General features: G+C 60.3%; 17 protein-coding genes. 12 read left to right on the plus strand and 5 right to left on the minus strand.

Annotated features, from left to right (window positions below):
• Nucleotides 1–108 precede the first annotated feature (108 nt).
• Nucleotides 109–1,878 (plus strand): ABC transporter ATP-binding protein/permease, encoded by a 1,770-nt coding sequence (locus EKL15_RS00460; protein WP_060441369.1) that lies wholly within the window; start codon nt 109–111, stop codon nt 1,876–1,878.
• 9 nt (nt 1,879–1,887) lie between these two features.
• Here the strand turns inward: EKL15_RS00460 and betI are convergent, their stop codons facing one another.
• Nucleotides 1,888–2,484, minus strand: coding sequence for a transcriptional regulator BetI (betI, locus tag EKL15_RS00465; protein ID WP_060441322.1), 597 nt, complete (start codon nt 2,482–2,484; stop codon nt 1,888–1,890).
• A gap of 158 nt (nt 2,485–2,642) precedes the next feature.
• On the opposite strand from betI, the gene EKL15_RS00470 reads away from it, so the two are divergent.
• Complete coding sequence (locus EKL15_RS00470) at nt 2,643–4,187, plus strand: BCCT family transporter (protein WP_203088654.1); 1,545 nt, start codon at nt 2,643–2,645, stop codon at nt 4,185–4,187.
• A 6-nt stretch (nt 4,188–4,193) separates the two neighbouring features.
• Here the strand turns inward: EKL15_RS00470 and EKL15_RS00475 are convergent, their stop codons facing one another.
• On the minus strand, nt 4,194–4,625 hold the full coding sequence (locus tag EKL15_RS00475) for a VOC family protein (protein ID WP_100396862.1): 432 nt from the start codon (nt 4,623–4,625) through the stop codon (nt 4,194–4,196).
• Between the two features lie 654 nt (nt 4,626–5,279).
• Here EKL15_RS00475 and EKL15_RS00480 point away from each other — a divergent pair.
• The gene (locus EKL15_RS00480; RefSeq protein WP_047729954.1) at nt 5,280–6,545 is read left to right on the plus strand and encodes an MFS transporter; all 1,266 of its coding nucleotides are present in this window, start codon (nt 5,280–5,282) and stop codon (nt 6,543–6,545) included.
• A 36-nt stretch (nt 6,546–6,581) separates the two neighbouring features.
• Nucleotides 6,582–7,391, plus strand: coding sequence for a MoaF C-terminal domain-containing protein (locus EKL15_RS00485; protein WP_049273488.1), 810 nt, complete (start codon nt 6,582–6,584; stop codon nt 7,389–7,391).
• A 1-nt stretch (nt 7,392) separates the two neighbouring features.
• Here the strand turns inward: EKL15_RS00485 and lldD are convergent, their stop codons facing one another.
• From lldD to EKL15_RS00500, 3 genes are all read right to left on the minus strand, one after another.
• Entirely contained in the window at nt 7,393–8,532 is a 1,140-nt protein-coding gene (lldD, locus tag EKL15_RS00490) for an FMN-dependent L-lactate dehydrogenase LldD (RefSeq protein ID WP_047570674.1), read from the minus strand.
• A gap of 42 nt (nt 8,533–8,574) precedes the next feature.
• On the minus strand, nt 8,575–10,158 hold the full coding sequence (locus EKL15_RS00495) for an L-lactate permease (protein ID WP_100396833.1): 1,584 nt from the start codon (nt 10,156–10,158) through the stop codon (nt 8,575–8,577).
• Between the two features lie 323 nt (nt 10,159–10,481).
• On the minus strand, nt 10,482–11,402 hold the full coding sequence (locus EKL15_RS00500; protein WP_100396832.1) for a LysR family transcriptional regulator: 921 nt from the start codon (nt 11,400–11,402) through the stop codon (nt 10,482–10,484).
• A 426-nt stretch (nt 11,403–11,828) separates the two neighbouring features.
• Between EKL15_RS00500 and EKL15_RS00505 the strand changes: the two genes are divergently transcribed.
• The 8 genes from EKL15_RS00505 (at nt 11,829) to EKL15_RS00540 (ending at nt 21,706) form a co-directional block, all read left to right on the plus strand.
• A complete protein-coding gene (locus EKL15_RS00505) occupies nt 11,829–12,032 on the plus strand; it encodes a DUF4762 family protein (RefSeq protein ID WP_087763657.1) in 204 nt (67 codons plus the stop codon).
• A gap of 176 nt (nt 12,033–12,208) precedes the next feature.
• The gene (locus EKL15_RS00510; RefSeq protein WP_070913813.1) at nt 12,209–12,874 is read left to right on the plus strand and encodes a DsbA family protein; all 666 of its coding nucleotides are present in this window, start codon (nt 12,209–12,211) and stop codon (nt 12,872–12,874) included.
• The gene (locus EKL15_RS00515) at nt 12,874–13,818 is read left to right on the plus strand and encodes an ABC transporter (protein ID WP_100396831.1); all 945 of its coding nucleotides are present in this window, start codon (nt 12,874–12,876) and stop codon (nt 13,816–13,818) included. The genes EKL15_RS00510 and EKL15_RS00515 overlap by 1 nt, the downstream gene beginning before the upstream one ends.
• A 19-nt stretch (nt 13,819–13,837) precedes the next feature.
• Nucleotides 13,838–15,961: a peptidase domain-containing ABC transporter gene (locus EKL15_RS00520; protein WP_100396830.1), complete on the plus strand. Its 2,124-nt coding sequence runs from the start codon at nt 13,838–13,840 to the stop codon at nt 15,959–15,961.
• A gap of 79 nt (nt 15,962–16,040) precedes the next feature.
• On the plus strand, nt 16,041–17,126 hold the full coding sequence (locus tag EKL15_RS00525; protein ID WP_060441370.1) for an efflux RND transporter periplasmic adaptor subunit: 1,086 nt from the start codon (nt 16,041–16,043) through the stop codon (nt 17,124–17,126).
• Complete coding sequence (locus EKL15_RS00530; RefSeq protein ID WP_080440269.1) at nt 17,116–19,074, plus strand: ABC transporter permease; 1,959 nt, start codon at nt 17,116–17,118, stop codon at nt 19,072–19,074. The genes EKL15_RS00525 and EKL15_RS00530 overlap by 11 nt, the downstream gene beginning before the upstream one ends.
• Nucleotides 19,071–20,450, plus strand: coding sequence for an efflux transporter outer membrane subunit (locus EKL15_RS00535; protein ID WP_070913809.1), 1,380 nt, complete (start codon nt 19,071–19,073; stop codon nt 20,448–20,450). Before EKL15_RS00530 ends, EKL15_RS00535 begins: the two co-directional genes overlap by 4 nt.
• 2 nt (nt 20,451–20,452) lie before the next feature.
• Entirely contained in the window at nt 20,453–21,706 is a 1,254-nt protein-coding gene (locus EKL15_RS00540; protein WP_060441331.1) for a beta-ketoacyl-[acyl-carrier-protein] synthase family protein, read from the plus strand.
• Nucleotides 21,707–21,714 lie beyond the last annotated feature (8 nt).

Consider the following 21,714-nt stretch of genomic DNA (forward strand, 5'->3'; position numbering starts at 1 on the left):
GCCGCAGGACAACGGGATGGCTGCGGCGTTTGCCGCCGGCCAGGCCAAACTCATAACCCCCGCGCGGCCGTGTGCCGCGATCCCGACCGAGAAGATGAATATTACATGATGGATCGTTCCCGTTTGCTGAAATTCCTGCTGCCCTACCTGTGGCCGAAAGACAACCCGCGCCTGCGGGGGTATCTGGTGGTGGCCTTCGTGTTCATGGTGGCGGCCAAGGTCAGCACCACGCTGGTGCCGCTGGCCTACAAAGCGATGGTCGATGCGCTGAGCGGCGAGACGGCGAAAATGCTGGCGGTGCCGCTGGGGCTGATCGTCGCCTACGGCGTGGCGCGGGTGGGCGGCGCGCTGTTTGAGGAACTGCGCAACGTGATGTTCATCCACGTCAGCCAGAACGCCACGCGCCTGCTGGGCGTGCGGGTGTTTCGCCAGCTGCATGCGCTGAGTCTGCGCTTCCATCTGGAGCGCCAGACCGGCGGGCTGTCGTTGTCCATCGAGCGCGGCACCCAGGCGGTGTCCACGGTGCTGTCGCGGCTGCTGTTCTCCATCGTGCCGATCCTGTTCGAGCTCTCGCTGGTCACGGCGATCATGTGGCATATGCTGAACGGCTGGTTCGCGCTGGCTATCCTGACGACGGTCGGCTGCTACATCCTGTTTACCGTGCTGGCGGTCAGCTGGCGCACCCGCTTTCGCCGCGAGCTCAACAAGGCCAACGCCGACGCCAACAGCAAATCCATCGACAGCCTGCTGAACTATGAGACCGTAAAGTACTTCGGCAATGAAGAGTTCGAGGCCGAGCGTTTCGACCTGTCGCGCCGGCTGTACGAATACGCGGCCATCAAGAACCAATTCAGTTTTACGGCGATCAACCTGGGGCAAACCGCCATTATTTCGATCGGACTGATCGTGATGATGGCCATGGCGGCGCAGGGCATTACGCAGGGGACGATGACGGTCGGCGACTTCGTGCTGGTCAACGCCTACCTGCTGCAGCTGTATCAGCCGCTGAACTTCTTCGGCTTTATTTATTCCGAGGTGCGCCAGGCGCTGATCGACATGGAGAACATGTTCGATCTGCTGCAGGAAAAGCGTGAAATCGTCGATAGCCCGGATGCGCAGCCGCTGCGCCTCGATCGCGGCGAAGTGCGGTTCGATGCGGTCAGCTTCGGTTACGACACGCGCCGGCCGATCCTCAAGCAGGTGAGTTTTACCATTCCGGCGGGCCACACGGTGGCGGTGGTCGGCGCCTCCGGCGCGGGCAAGTCCACGCTGTCGCGCCTGCTGTTTCGCTTCTACGACGTGCAGAGCGGCGCCATTACCCTCGACGGCCAGGACATTCGCCAGCTGACCCAGGCCAGCCTGCGGCAGGCGATCGGCATCGTGCCGCAGGATACGGTGCTGTTCAACGATACGCTGCGCTACAACATCGGCTACGGCAAAACCGGCTCCAGCGATGAAGAAATCGAGCGGGCGGCGCGGTTGGCGCATATCCATGATTTTATCGTCGGTCTGCCCGACGGTTACGACACCCGGGTGGGTGAGCGCGGGCTGAAGCTGTCGGGCGGTGAAAAGCAGCGGGTGGCGATCGCACGCACCATTTTGAAAAATCCGGCCATCCTGGTGTTCGACGAGGCGACCAGCGCGCTGGATACCCAGACCGAACGTGAAATCCAGGGGCACCTGCGCGAGGTGAGCCGCAACCACACCACGCTGGTGATCGCCCACCGGCTATCCACCGTGGTGGACGCCGATGAGATCATCGTGCTGGAAGCGGGGGCGATCGTCGAGCGCGGGGGGCACGAGGCGCTGCTGGCCGCGAACGGCCGCTACGCCGCGATGTGGCAAACCCAGTACAGCGAAGAGCAGGAATCGCGCTGACGAGGGCGTTCACCCCAGCGGCTGCGCGGCATTGAGCCGCTGTGCCACGTAGTCGCAGGCGATGCGGCAGTCCTGCTTCAGGTCTGTCTCGTCGCCGGCCAGGCTGCCGCGCAGCCAGAGCCCATCGATCATGGCCGCCAGCCCGCGCGCGGCATCACGCGCCTGCCGCAGCGGCAGCTCGCGGCGGAACTGGCAGCAAATGTTGGAATAGAGTCGCCGATCGTTGGCGCGCTGCAGGCGGCGCAGCACCGGCTGGTGCATGCTGGCGGCCCAGAAGTCGAGCCAGGCGCGCATGGACACGGCGTTGGTTTGGCTGGGATGGAAGTTGCCCTGGATAATGGCGAACAGCTGTGACTGGCTGTCGCTCGCCGCCTGCGCGCGGCATTCGGCCACTGCGTCGCGCAGATCGCGCAGGATTTTGCGCATGGTGGCGCTCAGCAACCCCTCTTTATCGCCAAAATAGTGGCTGACGATGCCGGTCGACAGCCCGGCTTCTTTCGCCACCTGAGACAGGGTGACGCCGGCCAGCCCGACGACGTTAATGGTCTCGAAGGCGGCGTTAATCAGCTGCTCCTTACGCTGCTCCGGAATATCTCTGCGGTACATATTTTCCCCAACTGATAGGCCAATCACACTTTGGATTTGATTGATTGAACGGTCAATCAATACTCTATATGCTGCAAAAATGTCAAATAAATGACGATAAAATGTTAACTGAAGGTTGCATTGAAATCGTCTGTCTTTCGCACCATGGAAGCCTGCCAATGACAACAAAAACTCCTCCATCGCTTGACGAAGAACCTGTCAGATTGAATGCTCCGGTATTTTTCGGCTCGGCGGCGGTGAGCCTGCTGCTGGGATCGCTGGTCGTGCTGTTTCCCTCCGCCAGCAAACTGTGGCTGAACGCCGCGCAAAGCTGGGTCGCCGACGTGTTCGGTTGGTACTACATGCTGTTGATGGTCGCCTGTATGGCATTCGTCTTCTGGCTGGCGCTGTCGCGCTTCGGCCATATTCGCCTCAGCCAGGATGACGAGCCGCCGCAGTTCAGCTATCCCTCGTGGGTGGCGATGCTGTTCTCGTCGGGCATCGGCATTGCGCTGGTGTACTACGGCGCTTATGAACCGCTGGATCATTTCCTGTCGCCACCGGAAGGCAGCGGCGGTACCGTGCAGGCGGCGCGACAGGCGATGGCGCTGACCTTTTTGCACTGGGGGCTGCACGGCTGGGCGCTGTATGCGCTGATCGCCACCGCGCTGGCCTATTTCGCCTATTGCCGCGGCCTGCCGCTAGCGCTGCGCTCTGCGTTATACCCGATCTTCGGCGAGCGCACCCACGGCGGCGTCGGCCATCTGGTGGACAGTTTCGGCATTCTGGTGACGGTGATCTCGATGGTAACTAACCTGGGGATCGGCGCGCTGCTGGTGAACTCTGGACTGTTTTATCTGTTCGATATTCCGCAAAGCACCGGCGTGCTGCTGGCCCTGATCGTGGTGATGATGGTGGTGGCCACGCTGGCGGCGGTCACCGGCGTCGAGAAGGGCATCGCCATGTTGTCGAACATCAACGTCGGCTTCCTGTGCCTGCTGCTGCTGTTCGTGTTTCTGGCCGGGCCGACGCTGAATCTGCTGAACGGCATGTTGCAGAACCTCGGCGATTATCTGACCTCGCTGGTCAGCCGCAGCTTCGATATGTATCTGTACGGCAAGGCGCGCCAGTGGCAGGGCGCCTGGACGCTGTTCTACTGGGCCTGGTGGGTGGCGTGGGCGCCGTTCGTCGGGCTGTTCATCGCGCGCATTTCCAAAGGACGCACCATTCGCGAACTGATTTTCGGCGTGCTGCTGATCCCGCTGGGCTTCACGCTGGCGTGGCTGTCCATCTTCGGCAATACCGCCATCAGCCTGGTGCTGGAAGGCGGACAGGCGATCCTGGGGCAGGTGGCGCAAAGCGATCCGCCGATGGCGGTGTTCAAGCTGTTCGAATACTTGCCCTATACCCAGCTGACCGCCGGCTTTGTGGTGGTGATAAGCTTCGTGCTGTTCCTGACGCCGGTCGATTCCGGCACGCTGATGATAGCGAACCTCTCCTGCCAGGGCGGTTCCGCCCATGATGACGCGCCGGCCTGGCTGCGGGTATTCTGGGCGGCGGTGACTACGCTGGTATGCGCCGGCCTGCTGTATGCCGGCAGTTTCAGCGCGATGCAGACGGCGGTGGTGCTGTGCGGCCTGCCGTTCTCGGCGGTGATCGTGCTGTACATGGTCAGCCTGCGCAAGGATCTGTGTCGTTACGCCATGAAGCCGGTGCTGCCCTGAGGCGGTTTATTCGTCTGCACGCGGCCGGTGATGCACGTACTCGACAGTCGTGCCGTCCGGCAGGCGCGCATTGAAACAGGCGCCGGTGGGCACCTCCACCGGGCCGAAGAAAATCTCTGCTCCGGCGGCCAGCAGCCGCTGGTGGTAGGGATAAATGTCATCGACCAGCAGCGTGCCGACGGTGCTGCGGAAAGGGCGCAACTGCTCTTCCGCCCCCTCCAGGATCAGAAACGGCCCCACCGCCGCCAATACCAGCCGATGCTCGGGAAAATCGAAGCGCATGTCCGCCGTTACGCTGTGCAGCTGCTCGTAAAACGCGATGGTGCGATCGATTTCGCCTTCGCCAACATAGACCCGAATCAGCACGCGTGGCTCACGCAGCGATGAAGAGTCGGCGGTTTTGCGCCAGAAACCGGCTTTTGTCAGTGCTGTCGTCATGTTCATCTCCTTGCTGGTTACCTGCTGCTTATCATGCCGCCGTTTTTTCATCCGTGGTTGGATCGAGTTGGCATAAGCTAGCCGAGCCGGTAATAACCCATTCACAGGGCGTTAAAGGGCGTTCTGTTTGTGATTCCTGTCACGGCCTACGCTTTTATTATTATTCAGCATTGATAATGTCATAACGTGATTATTGATTAACACAATGGAGTTAATCGTTCGCGCCATAACCGCGATAAAGCAAACGGATTCAAATAATAAAGCGGGTGGGGCAATGCGGCCGATGAAAAGGGAAATAGCGTCAATTTATAAGGGAAGGTTAAGTTTTATTTATTAACCTGTTTATAAATCACGGCATTTTGGCTTTTTCAATAAAAGTAAAAAGTGCCGGGTAATTTTATTTAAATCAGTAAAAACATAATGTTGATTTATTTTCATGTCATTCGCGCTCTGTGAAAAATACCTGATTTGCCACCCGGTCGTCGTTTTCAACGGCCGTTTGACATGCCCGTTACTTGAGATAAGTTTATATCGTTAATATGTTAATGAGTTGTTATCGTGACCGATGGCCAATGTTTCTCTTGGCTGCGCGCTTAATCGACTTATGCCATGGCCGCTCGCCATTCATAAGTTAACTTATGGACCAATGACGCTATGAATAACTCGCCAGGGCAGCGCTCGCGATTGAGCGAAGAGAACCGATTGCTGATTATTTTATTCTTCGTGTTCGGCTGCGTGTTCGTCGATCGCCTGACTATCTCTTTCCTGTTTCCGATGATCGCCGCCGATTTGAAGCTGAGCAACGTGCATCTTGGTACGCTGTCGGCGGTGCTGGCATTGACCTGGGCGCTGTCCGGGGCGGGGCTGGGGGCGATTGCCGATCGCTTCAATATCCGTAAACCGATGCTGATCCTGTCGATCCTGGTGTTTTCGCTGTTCTCCGCGCTGTCGGGGCTGGTCAGCGGCTTTGCCATGCTATTGATCTTCCGCGCGCTGATGGGGATCGCCGAAGGGCCGGTGCTGCCGATCGCGCAATCGCTGATGGTGGAAAAATCGCAGCCGCAGCGCCGTGGCTTCAACATGGGGCTGATCCAGGGGGCGGCGCCGGGGCTGCTGGGCGGCATTATCGCGCCGCCGCTGATCATCTATCTGGCACAGAAATGGGGCTGGAGCATGGCGTTTCATCTGACCGCCGTGCCGGGCATCATTCTGGCGTGGCTGATCTATCGCTATGTGAACGGCAAGAAGGATCCCGCTTTCAGCGCCGCGCCGGCGGCCGGCAAGGCGGCGAACAAAGCCGCTTACGGCGAGCTGTTTAAAATCAAGAATGTGGCGCTGTGCATTCTGATCTCCTGCGTGTTCGTCACCTGGTTCATGATCATCATTACCTTCACCCCCAACTTTTTGGTGACCGACCGCGGCTTCGGCGAAGGCACGATGGGCGGCATCATGAGCGCCATCGGCGCCGCCTGGGTGTTCTGGGGCGTGGCGGTGCCGGCGATTTCCGATCGCCTCGGCCGCAAGCCGACGCTGATCTTCTTTTCGCTGCTGGCGGTGTGCTGCCCGCTGTTCCTGAGCTACGTCGATAACCCGTGGCTGCTGGGCGTGCTGGTGTTCCTGTCTTATACCGGCCTTGGCTGCTTCACGCTGTTTATGGCCACCATCCCGTCGGAAACGGTATCGCCGGCCCGTATCGCCACCGCGTTGGGGCTGGTGATGGGGATTGGCGAGGTGATTGGCGGCTGTCTGGCGCCGTTTATCGCCGGGCTGATCGCCGATCGCTACGGGCTGGTCAGCGTGATGTGGCTGGCGGCCGCGGGCGCCGTGTGCGCCGGCGTACTGAGTTGTTTTCTCGATGAAACCGCCCCCGCGGTGGTGAGCCGCAGAGCGGTGAAACCGGCGAGCGTCGCCGACGTTTGAGGCGGTTTTCATCCCATTCAATCAAGGAGAGCGAAGATGTCAGCAGAACAATCCGTACTGAATCAAAATGCCGAGCCGGACTGGAAGAATTACGACGATTTCGCGCGCGGTATCGACACTAACCGCCTGCCGGGCACCCAGGACTGGCGGGGCAAAACGCTGCAGATCGCCTTTGACAACGACGGGGAAATCACGCTGCGCTTCAGTGCCGATCGGCAACGGGTGCTGTGGGCCTGGGGAGGGGAGAGCGGTGAGGATGCTTACGAAGAGGTGCAAACCTCCGCCGCGCGCTATTTCTTCAATATTCCGCTGCAGTCACCGGGCAACGAGTGCCTGACGCTGGTACTCAATCGTGACAGCGGCCGGGCGCTGCTGGTGCGCAGCACGCTGTTGCCGGAACAGACGGTGGAAAAGGGCTCGCGCCTCAAGCAAAGCTTCCACGTCGGCCGGATTGTCGGCGTCACGCCGAGTGGCGTCGCGCCGCATCTGACCCGCGAGCTGATCGGCTATCGTACGCTGAATGTCTACAGCCCCAACCACTATTACGAACACTTCTACGTCAATACCGAGCGCTATGCCTGGCAAAACCTGCGCGGCGAGCAATTCGGCCACGGCGATATGGACTACGCCACCTACTACAAGTTTGAGGACGAGATGTTCCTGTTCACCTTCCGGGAAAAGATTATCCCGGTGTGCTCGGTGTTCTTCTTCGACTTTATTTCCGGGCGCTGCACCGGTACCTTCCTCGGGCTGGACGCCGCCGGCCGGGTGTTGGTGTCACCGGCCGGGGCCTTCATCAGCAAGATGAGCTACAACGCCTACCCAGAAGGCGTGCAGCCGCTTTGATTCAGGCGTTTCTGACCAGCGATCCGGCGTTGATCTCCGCGATGGTTTTCGCGCCGGTGAGCGTCATGGCGACGCGCATTTCCTTGTCGATCAGATCCAGCAAGTTAGCCACCCCGGCTTCGCCGGCCGCCGCCAGCGCATAGACGAAGGCGCGCCCCAGCAGCACGCTGTCGGCCCCCAGGGCGATCATGCGCACCACGTCCAGACCGCTGCGGATGCCGGAGTCGGCCAACAGGGTGATGTCGCCTTTCACCGCGTCGGCGATCGCCGGCATGGCGCGCGCGGTCGACAGCACGCCGTCCAGCTGGCGGCCGCCGTGGTTGGAGACGATGATGCCGTCGGCGCCGAAGCGCACCGCGTCTTTGGCGTCCTCCGGATCCAGAATGCCTTTGATGATCATCGGGCCGTCCCAGAATTCGCGGATCCACTCCAGATCTTTCCAGGAAATCGACGGATCGAAGTTGGCGCCCAGCCAGCCGATGTAGTCTTCCAGGCTGGTGGGTTTGCCGCGGTAGGCCGAGACGTTGCCCAGATCGTGCGGCTTGCCGAGCAGGCCGACATCCCAGGCCCACTGCGGATGGGCAAACGCCTGCAGCACGCGGCGCAGCGCGGCGTTAGGGCCGCTCATCCCTGAGTGGGCGTCGCGGTAACGGGCGCCCGGCACCGGCATGTCGACGGTAAACACCAGCGTTTTCACGCCGGCGGCCTTGGCGCGCTCCAGCGCATTGCGCATAAAGCCGCGATCTTTCAGCACGTAAAGCTGGAACCACATCGGCCGATCGATCGCCGGCGCCACCTCTTCGATCGGGCAGACCGACACGGTGGACAGCGTGAACGGAATGCCTTTTTTAGCCGCGGCGCGCGCGGCCTGCACTTCGCCGCGGCGGGCGTACATGCCGGTCAACCCCACCGGCCCCAGCGCCACCGGCATCGCCAGCTGTTCGCCGAACAGCGTGGTCTCCAGGCTGAGTTCGGACATATTGCGCAGCACGCGCTGGCGCAAGGCAATATCGGCCAGATCTGCGGTATTGCGCTTCAGCGTATGCTCCGCGTAGGCCCCGCCGTCGATGTAGTGAAACAGAAACGGTGGCAGTTTGGCCTGGGCGGCGGCCCGGTAGTCGGTTGACGCGGAGATGATCATAGTGTTTACCTTCTTGTCTTGCTTGCGATAACGAGTGTTCAGTCAGAGCGTGAGGATCGCTGCCATACCGGCCGCAATCCCGCCGTACGCCAGCATCGGCAGCACGGTCTTTCTGATGATTTTGCCTTCGGCGTTGCCGATCCCGAGGATCGAACAGACGGCGATAATGTTGTTCAGGCACACCATGTTGCCCATGGCGCCGCCGACGGACTGCAAGGCCAGCGTCAGATTGACGTCAAGGCCGCTGCTCTGGGCGATCGACTGCTGAATGCCGCCGAAGGTCAGGTTCGAGACGGTATTGGAACCGGAGAAGAACGAGCCCAGCGCGCCGAGGAACGACGAGAACAGCAGCCAGCTCTCGCCGGTCAGCGCCGCCAACGCTTTGCCGATCAGGATCACCGGCGCGTTGTCGCCGCCCTGCATCATCAGGTTGACCATCACCAGCGCGCCGAACAGGGCGATAAAGGGCCGTGCGACGCGCCCGCCGGTTTCGCTGAACATTTGCCGCACCTGGTCGCCATTCAGGCGGAACAGAGGAATACACAGCAGCACCACCAGCAGGAACGGGATCAGCGCCGGGACATACAGCGTTTTGTAGCCGGCAGCGGCGGAGGTACCCAGCACCTGCTGCAGTTCGACGATCAGCGCCCGGCTGATGCGCAGTTCCCCGAGCCAGCCGAGGTTTTCCTGCCACAGCAGCGCGGTGTTGTTGAGCAGCGCTTTAAGGCCCAGCTGGTGGACGCGTGTCACTATCAGAATAGCAATCAGCAGCAGGGTCGGGGTCATGGCCTTGACCACCTGTAATAACGGCACCGCCTGCCCGGCGCTCTGCGATTTGTCGCTGCGGGTGAGGCCGATGCCGCAGCGTGCCAACAGTACCGAGAGCGCCAGGCCGATCGCGCCGCCGACCAGCGCCGGGAATTCATAGTTCACCTGAGCCAGCAGCAGATAGGGCACGGTGCAACTCAGCACGCTGAGCAGGATAAACGGTAGGTTGCGGCGGATATCCTGCCAGGAAACGATAAAGCGCAGCGCCAGCAGAGGAATGACGAAGCCGGCGACAAAGTGGATCAGCGCGGTCTGCCGGCCGATCTCCAGCAGGCTGGCGTCCGACAGACCGAGGTTGGCAAAGCCGAACCAGGTGGGGGTGCCCACGGCGCCGAAGGAGACCGGTACCGAGTTCATCACCAGCGTCAGCAGGGCGACGCGCAGCGGGTTGAAGCCCAGCCCGACCAGAATCGGCGCGGCGATGGCGGCCGGTGTGCCAAAGCCGCTGGCGCCCTCAATCATAAAGGCGAAGGCCCAGCCGATAATCATCAGCTGGGCCACGGGATTGGGGCTGATGGTTTCCAGCCAGCGCCGCACCACGTTTTCCGCGCCGCTTATCTGCATCAGTTTGTTGAGCAGGATGGCGCCGGCGATGATGGTGATCGGCGTTAGCGTCGACACCAGCGCGGTGATGATATTGGCATGCAACAGCCGCAGCGAGGCATCGAACCACAGGAGCTGTACGGCATACACCACGGCGGCCGTCAGCGGCAGGGCGAGGTAAGAGGGCACGCCATTCCTTTTGGTCATCATCCAAATCAGCAGGACGATGGGCGCAATACTGAAAAGCAGGGGCATAAGATCCTCAGGGTTATTATTTTTATGGGCAGAGATATGTAGCTGAAAGGTTAATTACCGCAACATTTTCATTCTAATCACAACGTTGGTGACGATGCCATGCGGTATTTTTTTAACATCGGCGAACGGCGGCGGCGGTGGGAAACTGGCCGGCAGAAGGGGTTAAATTAACTGCTTTAAAATCAGTTTGATAGGAAGCGATTTTGTGTGATAAATGCGTGGGTTCACATTAATTAAGCGGTAATGTTCAATAGATTATGTCCAAAAATGCGGTAATCCCCGCGGCTTTTTGCGGCCGCGGGGAAATAATCAGAGCAGGGAACTCAAAAATAATGGCTGATATTTTGGTAGGAACCGATGATATGTTCGATCAGCAGACGGGTTTTTAACGGCAGATTGCGGGTGTAAGGATAGACGGCGTAAATGCCCAATACTTTGCCGCAGTGGCCGACCAGGATCTCGGTCAGCTTGCCGTCCTGCAAATCTTCATACACCATGCAGCGCGGCACCATGGCGATACCGTGGCCGCCGATCACCGCTTTGCGGATCGCTCGCGCATTGTTGGCCGACAGGTTGCCGTTAACCTGCAGCTCGTAGATTTCGTTGCGTCCCGGTCGTTTCATCAGCCAGTTGGCGGTGCCGCTCTCCTGGTAGGTGTAGGTCAGGCAGTTGTGGCCAAGCAGGTCTTCGGCGCTACGCGGTTCCGGGTGGCTTTCCAGGTACCCCGGCGAGCAGACGATCACCCAGCGGGAATCGAAGATCGGCCGGGCAATCAGGCTCGAATCCGGCATGGTGCCGGTGCGGATCGCCAGATCGATACCTTCTTCCACCAGATCGACAAAGCGGTTTTCCAGCCGCATCTCGACCTTCAGGCTGGGGTGCAGAGCGCAAAATTCCGCCACGCTCTCGCTCAGCAGCAGCTCGCCGGAAATGGTCGGCACCGACATGCGAATGGTGCCGGTCAACTCTTCGCTCTTTTCGCTGACGGCGTACAGCGCCTCCTGCACTTTGGCGCCGATCTCTTTGGCCTGCTGGTAGAGCGCCTGGCCGCTTTCGGTCAGCGTCAGGCTGCGGGTGGTGCGGTATAACAGCCGGGCACCCAGCGATTTTTCCAGCCGCCCGATGCGTTTACTGATCACCGAGCTGGTGATGCCGGCGCTCTCTGCGGCCTTGCTGAACGAGCCGCAGTCGACAATCAGGGCGAACAGAATCAGGTCGTTGGCGTATTCGTGAGTGGCGAGCATGGGCATCCTGTAGAGTGAGAGTCCTGCTGCCCAGTGTAAATCCGGCGCGGCAGGAAGCAATCTTTTCAGCGTGTTGCACGTCGTCGCCAACTGGTCAGATCTGAATTTTTCTTATTTGTTTTTTCATTTTATTGAGAATTATCCTTTTATGTTTTTCTTGCTTTAATAGGCTTTGATCTACTTTTCTTGTTTTTAGACTAATTTAAATTGGAATAGTCCCGCATTCACGGCTTACTTATTCGATTAACTTTCTCTTGCAGTGTAAATAATTGTATTGATCTGCTCGTTTGGGATGGCTATGCTTTTTCCCGAAGCGCTCTCATTGTTATTAATTAGATGGTTTTAAAATGTATTGAAGAATTGCTCTGTCTGCCGACAGAGTAATGGGTAGTGTGTTTATATTTTAATATATATAAGGATATTGTAATGAAGAAAATCAATCTGTCAGAAGCGGGAAACATCGTCGGCGGTACTTTTGTTTGTACCAAGGAGTTTGCTTGGGTGGGCAGCGGCAATAACCGCACCTGCCAGCTGGTCACCACCTGTGCCGATAAGTTTGGCGGTGTGAGAAAGACTTATCACCCGGCGCCGGTAGCAAGCTGCCCGTCTAACCCAACCACGCCAAGCTGAGGCGGGTTAATCCCCTGCATTTAGATTAGCGGTGGGCAGGCGGGCAGCGTTCGCGCTGGCCCGCCTGATACCGGGCGAAAAGTCATCTTTACGTTCTCATTATTTACGGTATTAACTCTTTTTCATGTATTCACCCTGCCGGGTGAGTATTAATATATGCGCAGGATGCGTCCGTTATGTATAAACGTCCCTTGCTTTTCATTAGCTACACGCTTGTCATTATTTTTGCCTCTTCTTTTCTGACCGCCTTTTATTTTAAACATTACGTCATGCAACCGCCGGAGGCAGAAAGCCTGAGCTTTATCGCCCCGGAAAAAATCGAGCAAAGCCCGTTGCAAGACGATAATACCATTGTCGAAGTCTTCTCCTATGCCTGCCACTATTGTGAAGTCAACGAAAGCGGCGTGGCCGAGCTGGAAAAAAGTTTACCGGCGGGGGCCAAATTGGTGCGCTTGCACCTTAGCGACGACAGTCAAGCCGGCATGGCGGCCTTTGCGCCCCTGTTCGCCACGCTGACGATCATGGGGATCGAAGCGCAGCATCGCCCCGCCGCTTACCGCGCCATTATCAAAGAAAACCTCAACCTGGCGGACGACAAACAGCTCAGCGCCTGGCTGACGGCCAACGGTATCGATGAGGCTGCCTATCAGCAGGCCAGAGGGTCAGAGCGGGTCAAAGAGCTGTTGGCGTATATGACGGCAGTGAGCCGCTATTACCAGATCAACGCGACCCCCAGTTTTATCGTCAATCGCAAATGGCTGGCGCTGCAAGATCGTGAGTTTTCTGCTTTCAGCCGGCAGCTGCTGTCGCTGCTGCAGCACGATAAGCCGCTGGCCCCGTGATGCGCCTGCTCGCGGTTCGTGGGTATTTGGCCTGGCGCAACGGTCTGGACGCGATGGCCCGCTTATCGGCAACGGGTGCCGGGATGGGCAACCGCATGACGTGTGCTGTGCTGCGACGCGTGGATTATCGCCTGTGGCTGGAAGTGCGCCGGCGGTTGAGGGGAAGCAGACCGCAGCGTCGCTTTCGCCACCGGCATGCGGTAGCGCTGGCGAACCGCCAGAGCCTGTTGGGGGAGAGCAAGCTGGACTTCGCCTGGCTGATGCAGCGGCGGCAGTGGCTGGATCTCGCGGCGGTCTATGCTCGCAATGCGGCGCTGATGAAGCATTTGGCGCACTGTTCCGCGCAGCTCGATCGGGTCGTGGAACCGCTGCATCGCGCGGGCGTGCCGGTGCTGCTGGCGCCGATGCATACGGTCTCCGACGTGTTGGCGACGCTGGTCGGTGCGAATGTTTATCCCAGACGAGCCACGGTGATCGTTTCCGGCGATGTGCAGGCGTTTGCGCGGCGAGCACCGGAAGACGAATGGCGGCAGCGGCTCGACTATTGCTCGATTCACGACGATCCGCGGCACATCGCCGGTACCTTATCGCAGGCGATGCTGGAAGCGGCGGAACATCGGCGCAACATCATCCTCTTCCCGGACATCACGCCGGATTACACCCTGCACAGCAGTCAGGATGTTGCGGCCAAACTGGCCTGTCATCTGTTCGGCCGGCCGGCGCATTTGCACAGCGGCCTCGTTCGGCTGTCCCGGGCGCTACGGGCTCAGGTGGTGTTCTATTCGCTTTATTTCGATCGCGGCATCCGCATTCACATCGAAGAGCCGGTCGCTGCAGACCGGGTCGACCGCGCCATGCCGGCGATCGTCGAGCGAACCCTCCGGCGGCATGCGGATGATTGGCTGTTATGGCATTCGCACTCTTTATTTTTCATCAACGAATAAGTCAGGGATATCACTACGTATGGAAAACATCCTTCCTACGCCGGTCTTGCAGAGCGAAATCAATGAGTGCGGGCTGGCCTGTATCGCCATGCTGGCGGAAACTCAGGGCATTCGCGCACCGTTGACGGAACTGCGGGAGCGTTATCCCGCTTCGCAGCACGGCACTTCGCTGGCGACGCTGTGCGCCATTTTGGGAGAGCTGGCGCTACCGGCTTATCCGGTGGCGTTTGAGCATCAGGATCTGGCGGCGCTGCCTTTACCGGCCATTTTGCATTACGGCGCAGGCCACTATGTGTTGCTGGCGTATCGCCAGGGGGGGTACGTATGCGTAATGAATCCGGCATTGGGGCAGCAACTGCTGCCGTACGCTGCCCTGAAAGCGGAAATCAGCGGTTATGCGTTGGTGCTGGATCGCGATGAGATACCGGCTGGTGCACCGGCCCCGCGCAGCGGCCGCCGGCGCGCTTTCGCCAGCTTAAGCCTGAAGGATACCGCCGGCATCGCCGGCATTTATCGCTTGGCGGCGATGACGTTTTTTATCTCGCTGACGCTGTTCATCATGCCGATGATGGTCGCCAGCGCGATCAATCAGGTGTTCGCCATGGCCGGCGAGGTCGCGTTCCCCTATGCCTACTATCTATTGGCGTTCGTGGCGTCCACGGCGTTGGCGCTGGTTGCTCGCATCTTTACCGAACGCTTCATCAAAAATTTCGTGTTGTTGCACGGCGCCGCCGGTTTTTCTCGCCTGCTGGAAAACTCGCTCAATTTCTTCAGCAAACGCGCCCCCGGCGAGATCTTCAGCCGTTTCACCAGTTGGCAGATGGCCGCCGGCCAGAAAATCGAACTGGATAACGGCCTGCGCACCGACTGGATCATTGGGGCCATCGCGCTGGCGGTGATGGGGTATCTGAGCCCGATGCTGGCACTGGTGCCGGTTGTCGGCGTGCTGCTGATGGGGGCGGTCAGCGTGTGGGCCATCTACCGCGATCGGCATTACACCCAGCAGCTGCAGGTACGAGGCGCGGTGCAAAATGACTTCATCCTGGAAACCATCCAGGGGTTTTCGACCATCAAGTCCGCCGGCCTGGCCGGCCAGCGGCAGGAAGGGTTCGCCGAACATGCCCGCTCGCTGTTCAACTGCCTGCAGCAGCAAAAGATCTATGAGCAGATAAAGGGCAGCATTTACCAGCTGATCGGCAGTCTGGAGATGGTGTTGTTCATGCTGCTGGCGTTGCCGCTGCTCAAGGAGGGCGAGCTCAGCCTGGGGGCATTCTTCGCCTACAGCTTTCTGCGCGAAATCTTTACCTCGTACAGCAGCAAGATCTTTTTCGCCGTTTTGCAGAAAAACCAGCTGCACGTCATCGATGAACGCGCGCGGGACCTGTTTCCTGCGGTATCCGTTCGGGCACCGTCTGAGGACGAAAGCGTGAGCCATTTTGACGCGCGGCTGGCGTATCGGGGGGTGACCTTCGCTTACGATGCCGGCCAACCGGTGTTGCGCGATTTGTCTCTGACGCTGGAACGGGGAGAGTGTATTGCCATTTGCGGCGGTTCCGGCGCGGGTAAAAGCACGTTGCTGAAGGTGCTCGCCTGTCTGCTGACGCCGCAGCAGGGGGCGCTGGCGCTGGATGGGCGCGTACTGGCAAGCGCCGCCGCGCAGCGGCTGTTTTTCCTGCAAAGCCAGGAGGACATTCTGTTCAATGCCTCGGTGTTGCAGAACATCACGCTGTTCGCGCCGTCGGCGCCGGGCCAGCAACGGCAGGTGGAGCAGGCGCTGCGCAGCCTGGGGTTGGCGGACGCGGTGGCGCAGCTGCCGGGGGGCGTGAATGCCCTGGTGCGGGAGAGCCATGCCGGGCTGTCGCTGGGGCAACGCCAGCGTCTGTTGCTGGCGCGCGCCATGTACAGCCGTTGCCCGGTGTTGGTGCTGGACGAGCCGACGGCGAATCTGGATGAAAAGACCGCGGCGACGGTGATGTCGGCTCTGGTGGCGCATTGCCGTGAAAATCGTAAAACCCTGGTGACGGTCACCCATAATCCGCGGCTGTTGCCGTTGTTCGATCGGGTCTTGCGCATGTCCCAGGGGCGGTTGGTGCCTGAATTCCCCCATGACGTCAGGATGAATGATTGTGCTGCGGTGGAGTGACGAGTCCGGGAAGAGACGCTGGCGGCGAGTGGCGCTGGCGCTGGGCGTTTTGGTGGCGGTGGTTGGCGGGCTGTCGTTGATGAATCGGTCTCCTGACATGCAACCACCGCAAACGGCGCGCGTCGAGCGCGGTGACATCGAAAAAAGCGTGTTGGCGACCGGTATTCTAAAACCGATCCGGCAGGTGAACGTTGGCGCACAGGTCAACGGGCAGTTGAAAAAACTGTATGTCAAACAGGGGGACAGGGTGACCCAGGGGCAGCTGTTGGCCGAGATAGATCCGACGCTGCAGCTTAACGAGCTGCGCAAGTCACAGGCCGAATTACGCAGCGCACAGGCACAGAAACTGGCGAGCCAGGCGCAGCTGAAGCAGTACCAGCTGGAACTGACGCGGCAAAGGGCGCTGGCGCGTGACCGCGCCGGCGTGGCCAGCGATTTGGAAAAAGCGCAGGCGCAGCGCGACGCGCAACTGGCGCAGCTGAAAGTGAACGAGTCGCAGATCGTCCAGGCCGAAGTGGCGCAGGAAACCGCCAGGGCCAATCTGGCTTTTACCCGTATTACCGCCCCTATCGACGGCGAGGTACTGGGCATTGTCACCCAGGAAGGGCAGACCATCGTCTCGTCGCAAAGCGCGCCGACCATTTTGGTGATGGCAGACGTGGATACCATGATGGTGCACACCCGCATATCGGAAAATGACATCTTGCAGGTGAAGACGGGGCAGCCGCTGTGGTTTTACGTCGCCGCCGATCCCAGCCGCCGATATGAGGGGGCCATGGGTGCGATACAGCAGGCGCCGGCGGAGGCGCTGGAAACCGACCCGCTGGGCAGGAATTCAAGCCAGCAAACGGCGGCGGTGTATTACAACGGCGTGTTTGCCGTCGCCAACGACGAACGCCGATTGCGCACCTCGATGACGGCGCAGGTATTTATCATTACCGAACGCGCGCAGGGCGTGGTGCGGGTGCCGATGGCTGCGCTGGGCGAGGCATTGGATGAAGGGGATTACCAGGTCAAGGTGTTGGATGGCGAGCAGACCGTGGTACGCCGAGTGCGTATCGGTACCCGCGATCGTCGCTATGCCGAAGTGCTGGAAGGGCTGAGCGCAGGGGAACGGGTGCTGCTGGATCAGCAGCCTGATGCGGAGGAAGGCCATGTCAGCTAACGCCGAGCCCATTATTGCGTTGGAAAACGTCTCGCGCGAGTTTCAGGCCGGGGAGCAGAAAATTGCGGTCCTCAAGCGCGTATCCCTGAGCATTCAGCGGGGGGAAATGGTCGCTATCGTTGGCGCTTCCGGTTCTGGAAAATCGACGCTGATGAACATCATCGGCTGTCTGGACAAGCCTTCTCAGGGCGATGTGTACATCAACGGGGTGGCTATTGGGCAAGCCGACGGCGATCGCCTGGCGCAGCTTCGCAGCCGGCATATCGGCTTTATCTTCCAGCGCTATCATCTGATGCCCTATCTGACCGCCGGCGAGAATGTGGCGATCCCGGCGTTGTATACCGCCATGCCGGCCGCAGAGCGCCGCCAGCGGGCAGCGTATTTGTTGGCTCGGCTCGGGTTGGCGCAGCGCGGCGGTCATCGCCCGGCGCAGCTTTCCGGTGGGCAACAGCAGCGGGTCAGTATTGCCCGTGCCCTGATGAACGGTGCGGAAATCATTTTGGCCGATGAACCGACCGGCGCGCTGGATAGCACCAGCGGTCAGGCGTTGATGGCCATTTTGCACGAGCTGAACGCGTTCGGGCACACCGTCGTTATCGTGACGCACGATCGGCGGATCGCCGAGCAGGCACGGCGGATCATTGAGATCGGCGACGGCGAGATCGTGGCGGATCGTCGCCATGAGGCCTCCCGACAGCCTGCTACGTTCGAACGGCCGCTATCGCCGGTGGCCCCCCTGAAGCGCATGGCACCGGGTGTGGCGCTGAAAGAGGCTGTCGGCATGGCCTGGCGGGCATTGCTGGGGCATCGGGTCCGGGCCGTGTTGTCGATGCTCGGCATCATTATCGGCATTGCGGCGGTGGTCTCCGCCATCGCCATCGGAGAAGGCACACGGCGTAATATTCTCAAGGAAATCAGCCAGCTTGGCACCAGCACGTTGGAGATTCGCCCTGGCCTCGGGTGGGAAAAATCGCGCCCTGATTTCGCGCGTTCGCTGAGCGCGCGCGATGCTGCATTTTTGGCGGCGCTGCCTTACGTCGACAGCGTCTCGCCGGTGATCGGCACCCAACTGCTGGCCGTTCGCGAAAGCAAACAGGTGCCACTCGCCGTGATGGGCGTCGGCGATGGGTATTTCCGCACGCAGGGCATTCGCCTGCTTTCCGGCGGCCTGTTAACCGCGCAGGATCTGAGTGAGCGTGCACCGGTAGCGGTGATTGATCCCTTGCTAAAGCAGGCGCTGTTTTCTTCCCGGCAAGACCCGGTAGGCGCGGTATTGCTGATAGCGGGCGTGCCTTATCGGGTGATTGGCGTCGCGCAGCGTCGCGGCGCCCAATACGCCGGCTCTCAACCGCTTGCCTGGCTGCCCTATACCTCCCTCACCGGCCGCATCGCCGGCGATATGCCGCTGGAATCCATTGTGATGCGAGTGAATGAAAAACTGACGCTGGAAGAGGCGGGGCGGGATGCGACCCGGCGTTTGATCGTAGAACACGGGCGGCGGGATTTCTTCACCCTGACCGACGATCAGCTGACGCAATCCATTCAGCGCGCCTCAGACTCCATGCAGCTGCTGATTACCGCGATTGCCGCCATCTCGCTGCTGGTGGGTGGTGTGGGAGTAATGAACATCATGCTGGTTTCGGTGACGGAACGGACCCATGAGATCGGCATTCGATTGGCGGTGGGCGCCGCTGAGAGGGACATTATGCGGCAGTTTCTGATCGAGGCGGTGGTGATCTGCAGCCTGGGGGGCGTGTTGGGGATCGCCTGCGCCGCGTTGGTTAAAGGGGCTCTGAGCGGATTGGCGCCGCAGGTGACGATGATCTTTACCTGGCCGCCGCTGTTGCTGGCCTGCGGATTCTCGGCGTTGATCGGTGTCGGGTTCGGGTTCTTTCCCGCCCGCACCGCCGCGCGCCTGCAGCCGGTGGAGGCGCTGGCGCGAGAATGAGCCGACTTTGGGTTTGTGGGCTGGTGATGCTGTCGCTGAGCGCCTGCGGATGGCGGCCGATCGACGCCACGGCGCCACCGTCGTTGCCGCCGCAGTGGCGCGTGGTCGATGAGCGCTCCGGTTCACTGCGCGCGGGCATCGCCTGGTGGGAAAACTTCAACGATCCGCAACTGTCGGCGCTGATCGACGGCGTGCTGATCGCGAATCAGGATCTGGCGCTGGCCGGATTGCAGTGGCGTGAGGCCATGTTGGAGGCCGGGTTAGCGCAGGGCAATTTGACGCCGGATCTGGCCGCCAGCCTGAGTGGCCGCAATACCCGAGCGCTGCGGGGCACGACTACGCCGCAGGAAAGCTACCGTGCAGGGCTTTCTCTGAGCTATGAACTGGATTTATGGGGCAAGCTGGCGCGCATTCGCGAACAGGCAGAATGGCAGGCCGTCGCCTCGGCGTTGGACCGGCGCAATACCGCGTTGACCTTGATAGGGGCTACCGCGCGCGGGTATTGGCAGATTGCCGATTTGAATCAGCAAGTTATCCATCAGCAACGGATGGTGACGATCGCGCGTGAAACTTTGCGGCTGGTGGCTGCACGTCACACCGCGGGCGACGTTGGCCGATTCGAGCTGTTGCAGGCGGAACAGAACCTGTTGGCGAGAGAGAATCAGCTGCATGAGCTGGAGCGGCAGCGGGAAGACGCGCGTAACTCGCTGGCGTTATTGTTTGGGCGATCGCCGCTGCTGCGCTATAGCGAACGACGTTCGTTGCCGCTTGAAGAGGTGGCTATCGCGCAGCGCCTGCCGGCGGCGGTGATTGCACGCAGGCCGGATGTTCAGGCGGCAGAGCGCCGCCTGAGAGCGGCGCTGGCCGGTGCCGAGGCTGCCAGGTTGAGTTTTTATCCGACGCTGAGCCTGGAAGCCGGGTTGGATGCCGGCAGTGGGCTTTTCCGCCGGTGGTTCAGTGAACCTTCGCGTTCGCTGGGGGCCACGTTGACGCTGCCGTTTATCGAATGGCGCAAGATGCGCTTGTCCAGTGACAAAGCGGCGTTGCAGGCGCAGCGGGCGGAGATTCAATTTCGCGATGCGGTCTACCGCGCGCTGGCCGATGTGGACAACGCCATGCGACAACGCCTGGAAGCACAGCGGCAAATCGGCAACCAGCGGCGGCATCTGGCGATGAGCCGGCAAGCCGTGGCGTTGGCGCGGCATCAATATCAGGCTGGTTCCGTCGCGCTGCAAACGCTGCTGGATGCGCAAGAGGCGGTGTTGACCAGCGAAAACTCGCTGTCGGCGCTGCAATACCGCTACCTGAACGCCACGATGCAGCTCTGGCTGGCGCTGGGCGGCAACGAGGCTTTCGCATCGGGGCAAGGAGAATAAGCATGGAGAAAATAAGACGAGTGGTGGTCACCGGTTACGGTGCCGTCACCGCGCTGGGCGGCAATGCGCAGCAAAACTGGCAGGCTATCATGGCCAGCCGCCTGGCCTATCGCTATCACGATAAATCGGCGGCAGGGATCCACGCGCGCTTTTTTGCTTTGCTGGAGTCTGAACCGCCGCTGGAGGGCGTTGCTGCGCGGGTAAGTCGCCGGCTACCCAGATTCGCCAGGTTGGCGCTTGCCGCCGCCGCAGAGGCGATCGAAATGGCGTTTTCATCCTCTTACAGGGGGCCTGCGCACTTTTATTCGTCGTTGGAGTGCGGGGCGATTATCGGCAGCGGCTGGGGAGGGCAGGATGAGATCATGCAAAACAATGCGGACTATCTGCAATCCGGATTGGGGCAGTTGTTTGGCTGTTTTCACGCGATGCCCAATATCGCGACCGCCATATGCGGCCAGCATTGGCTGCTACGGGGTTATCAAGGCTCGCCGGCGGCGGCCTGTGCGACTGGCGGCATCGCGATTGGCGATGCGTTTGAAGTGATTCGCAGCGGCCGCGCCGCAATGATGCTGGCCGGCGCGTCGGAATCGCTGAGCGGCAACGGTGCGATCTGGAATATGGATGCGTTGCGTTTGTTGAGCCGGGAGCAGAAAGATATCACCAAAGCCAGCTGCCCGTTCAGCCGGGATCGCAACGGTTTCGTCCTGGCGGAGGGGGCCGCCGTGTTATGCCTTGAGGAACGGGAAGCGGCTTTAGCGCGTGGTGCGACGATCCTGGGGGAGATCAAAGGGTACGGCAATTTTTCAGACGCTTTCGATCTTACCGCCCCGGCGGAGGATCAGCAGGCGAAAGTGAAAACCATACGACGGGCTTTAGAGCAGGCGCAGCTCGACAGTCATAAAATCGACTATATCAATGCGCATGGCACCTCTACGCTGCAAAACGATGTGAGCGAAACCGAGGCGATCAAGGCGGCTCTGGGGCGCGATGCTTACCGCACGCCGATTTCCAGCACGAAATCCTATACCGGGCACCTGCTTGGCGCATCCGGCAGTTTTGAGGCCATCGTCTGCCTGCAAGCGTTACAGCAACAAATGATGCCGGCAACCTGCCATTTGCACGAGACCGATCCCGAATGCGATCTTGATTATATTCGCGAGGGGCATCGGCATGGCCGTCTGCGTAATGTCATGAGCCTCAGCTTCGGTTTCGGCGGCGCCAATGCGGCGCTGGTATTTGGTTATCACAATGAATAGCGATAGGG

The organism is Serratia sp. 4542, assembly GCF_016805595.1.
GTDB lineage: Bacteria > Pseudomonadota > Gammaproteobacteria > Enterobacterales > Enterobacteriaceae > Serratia > Serratia nevei.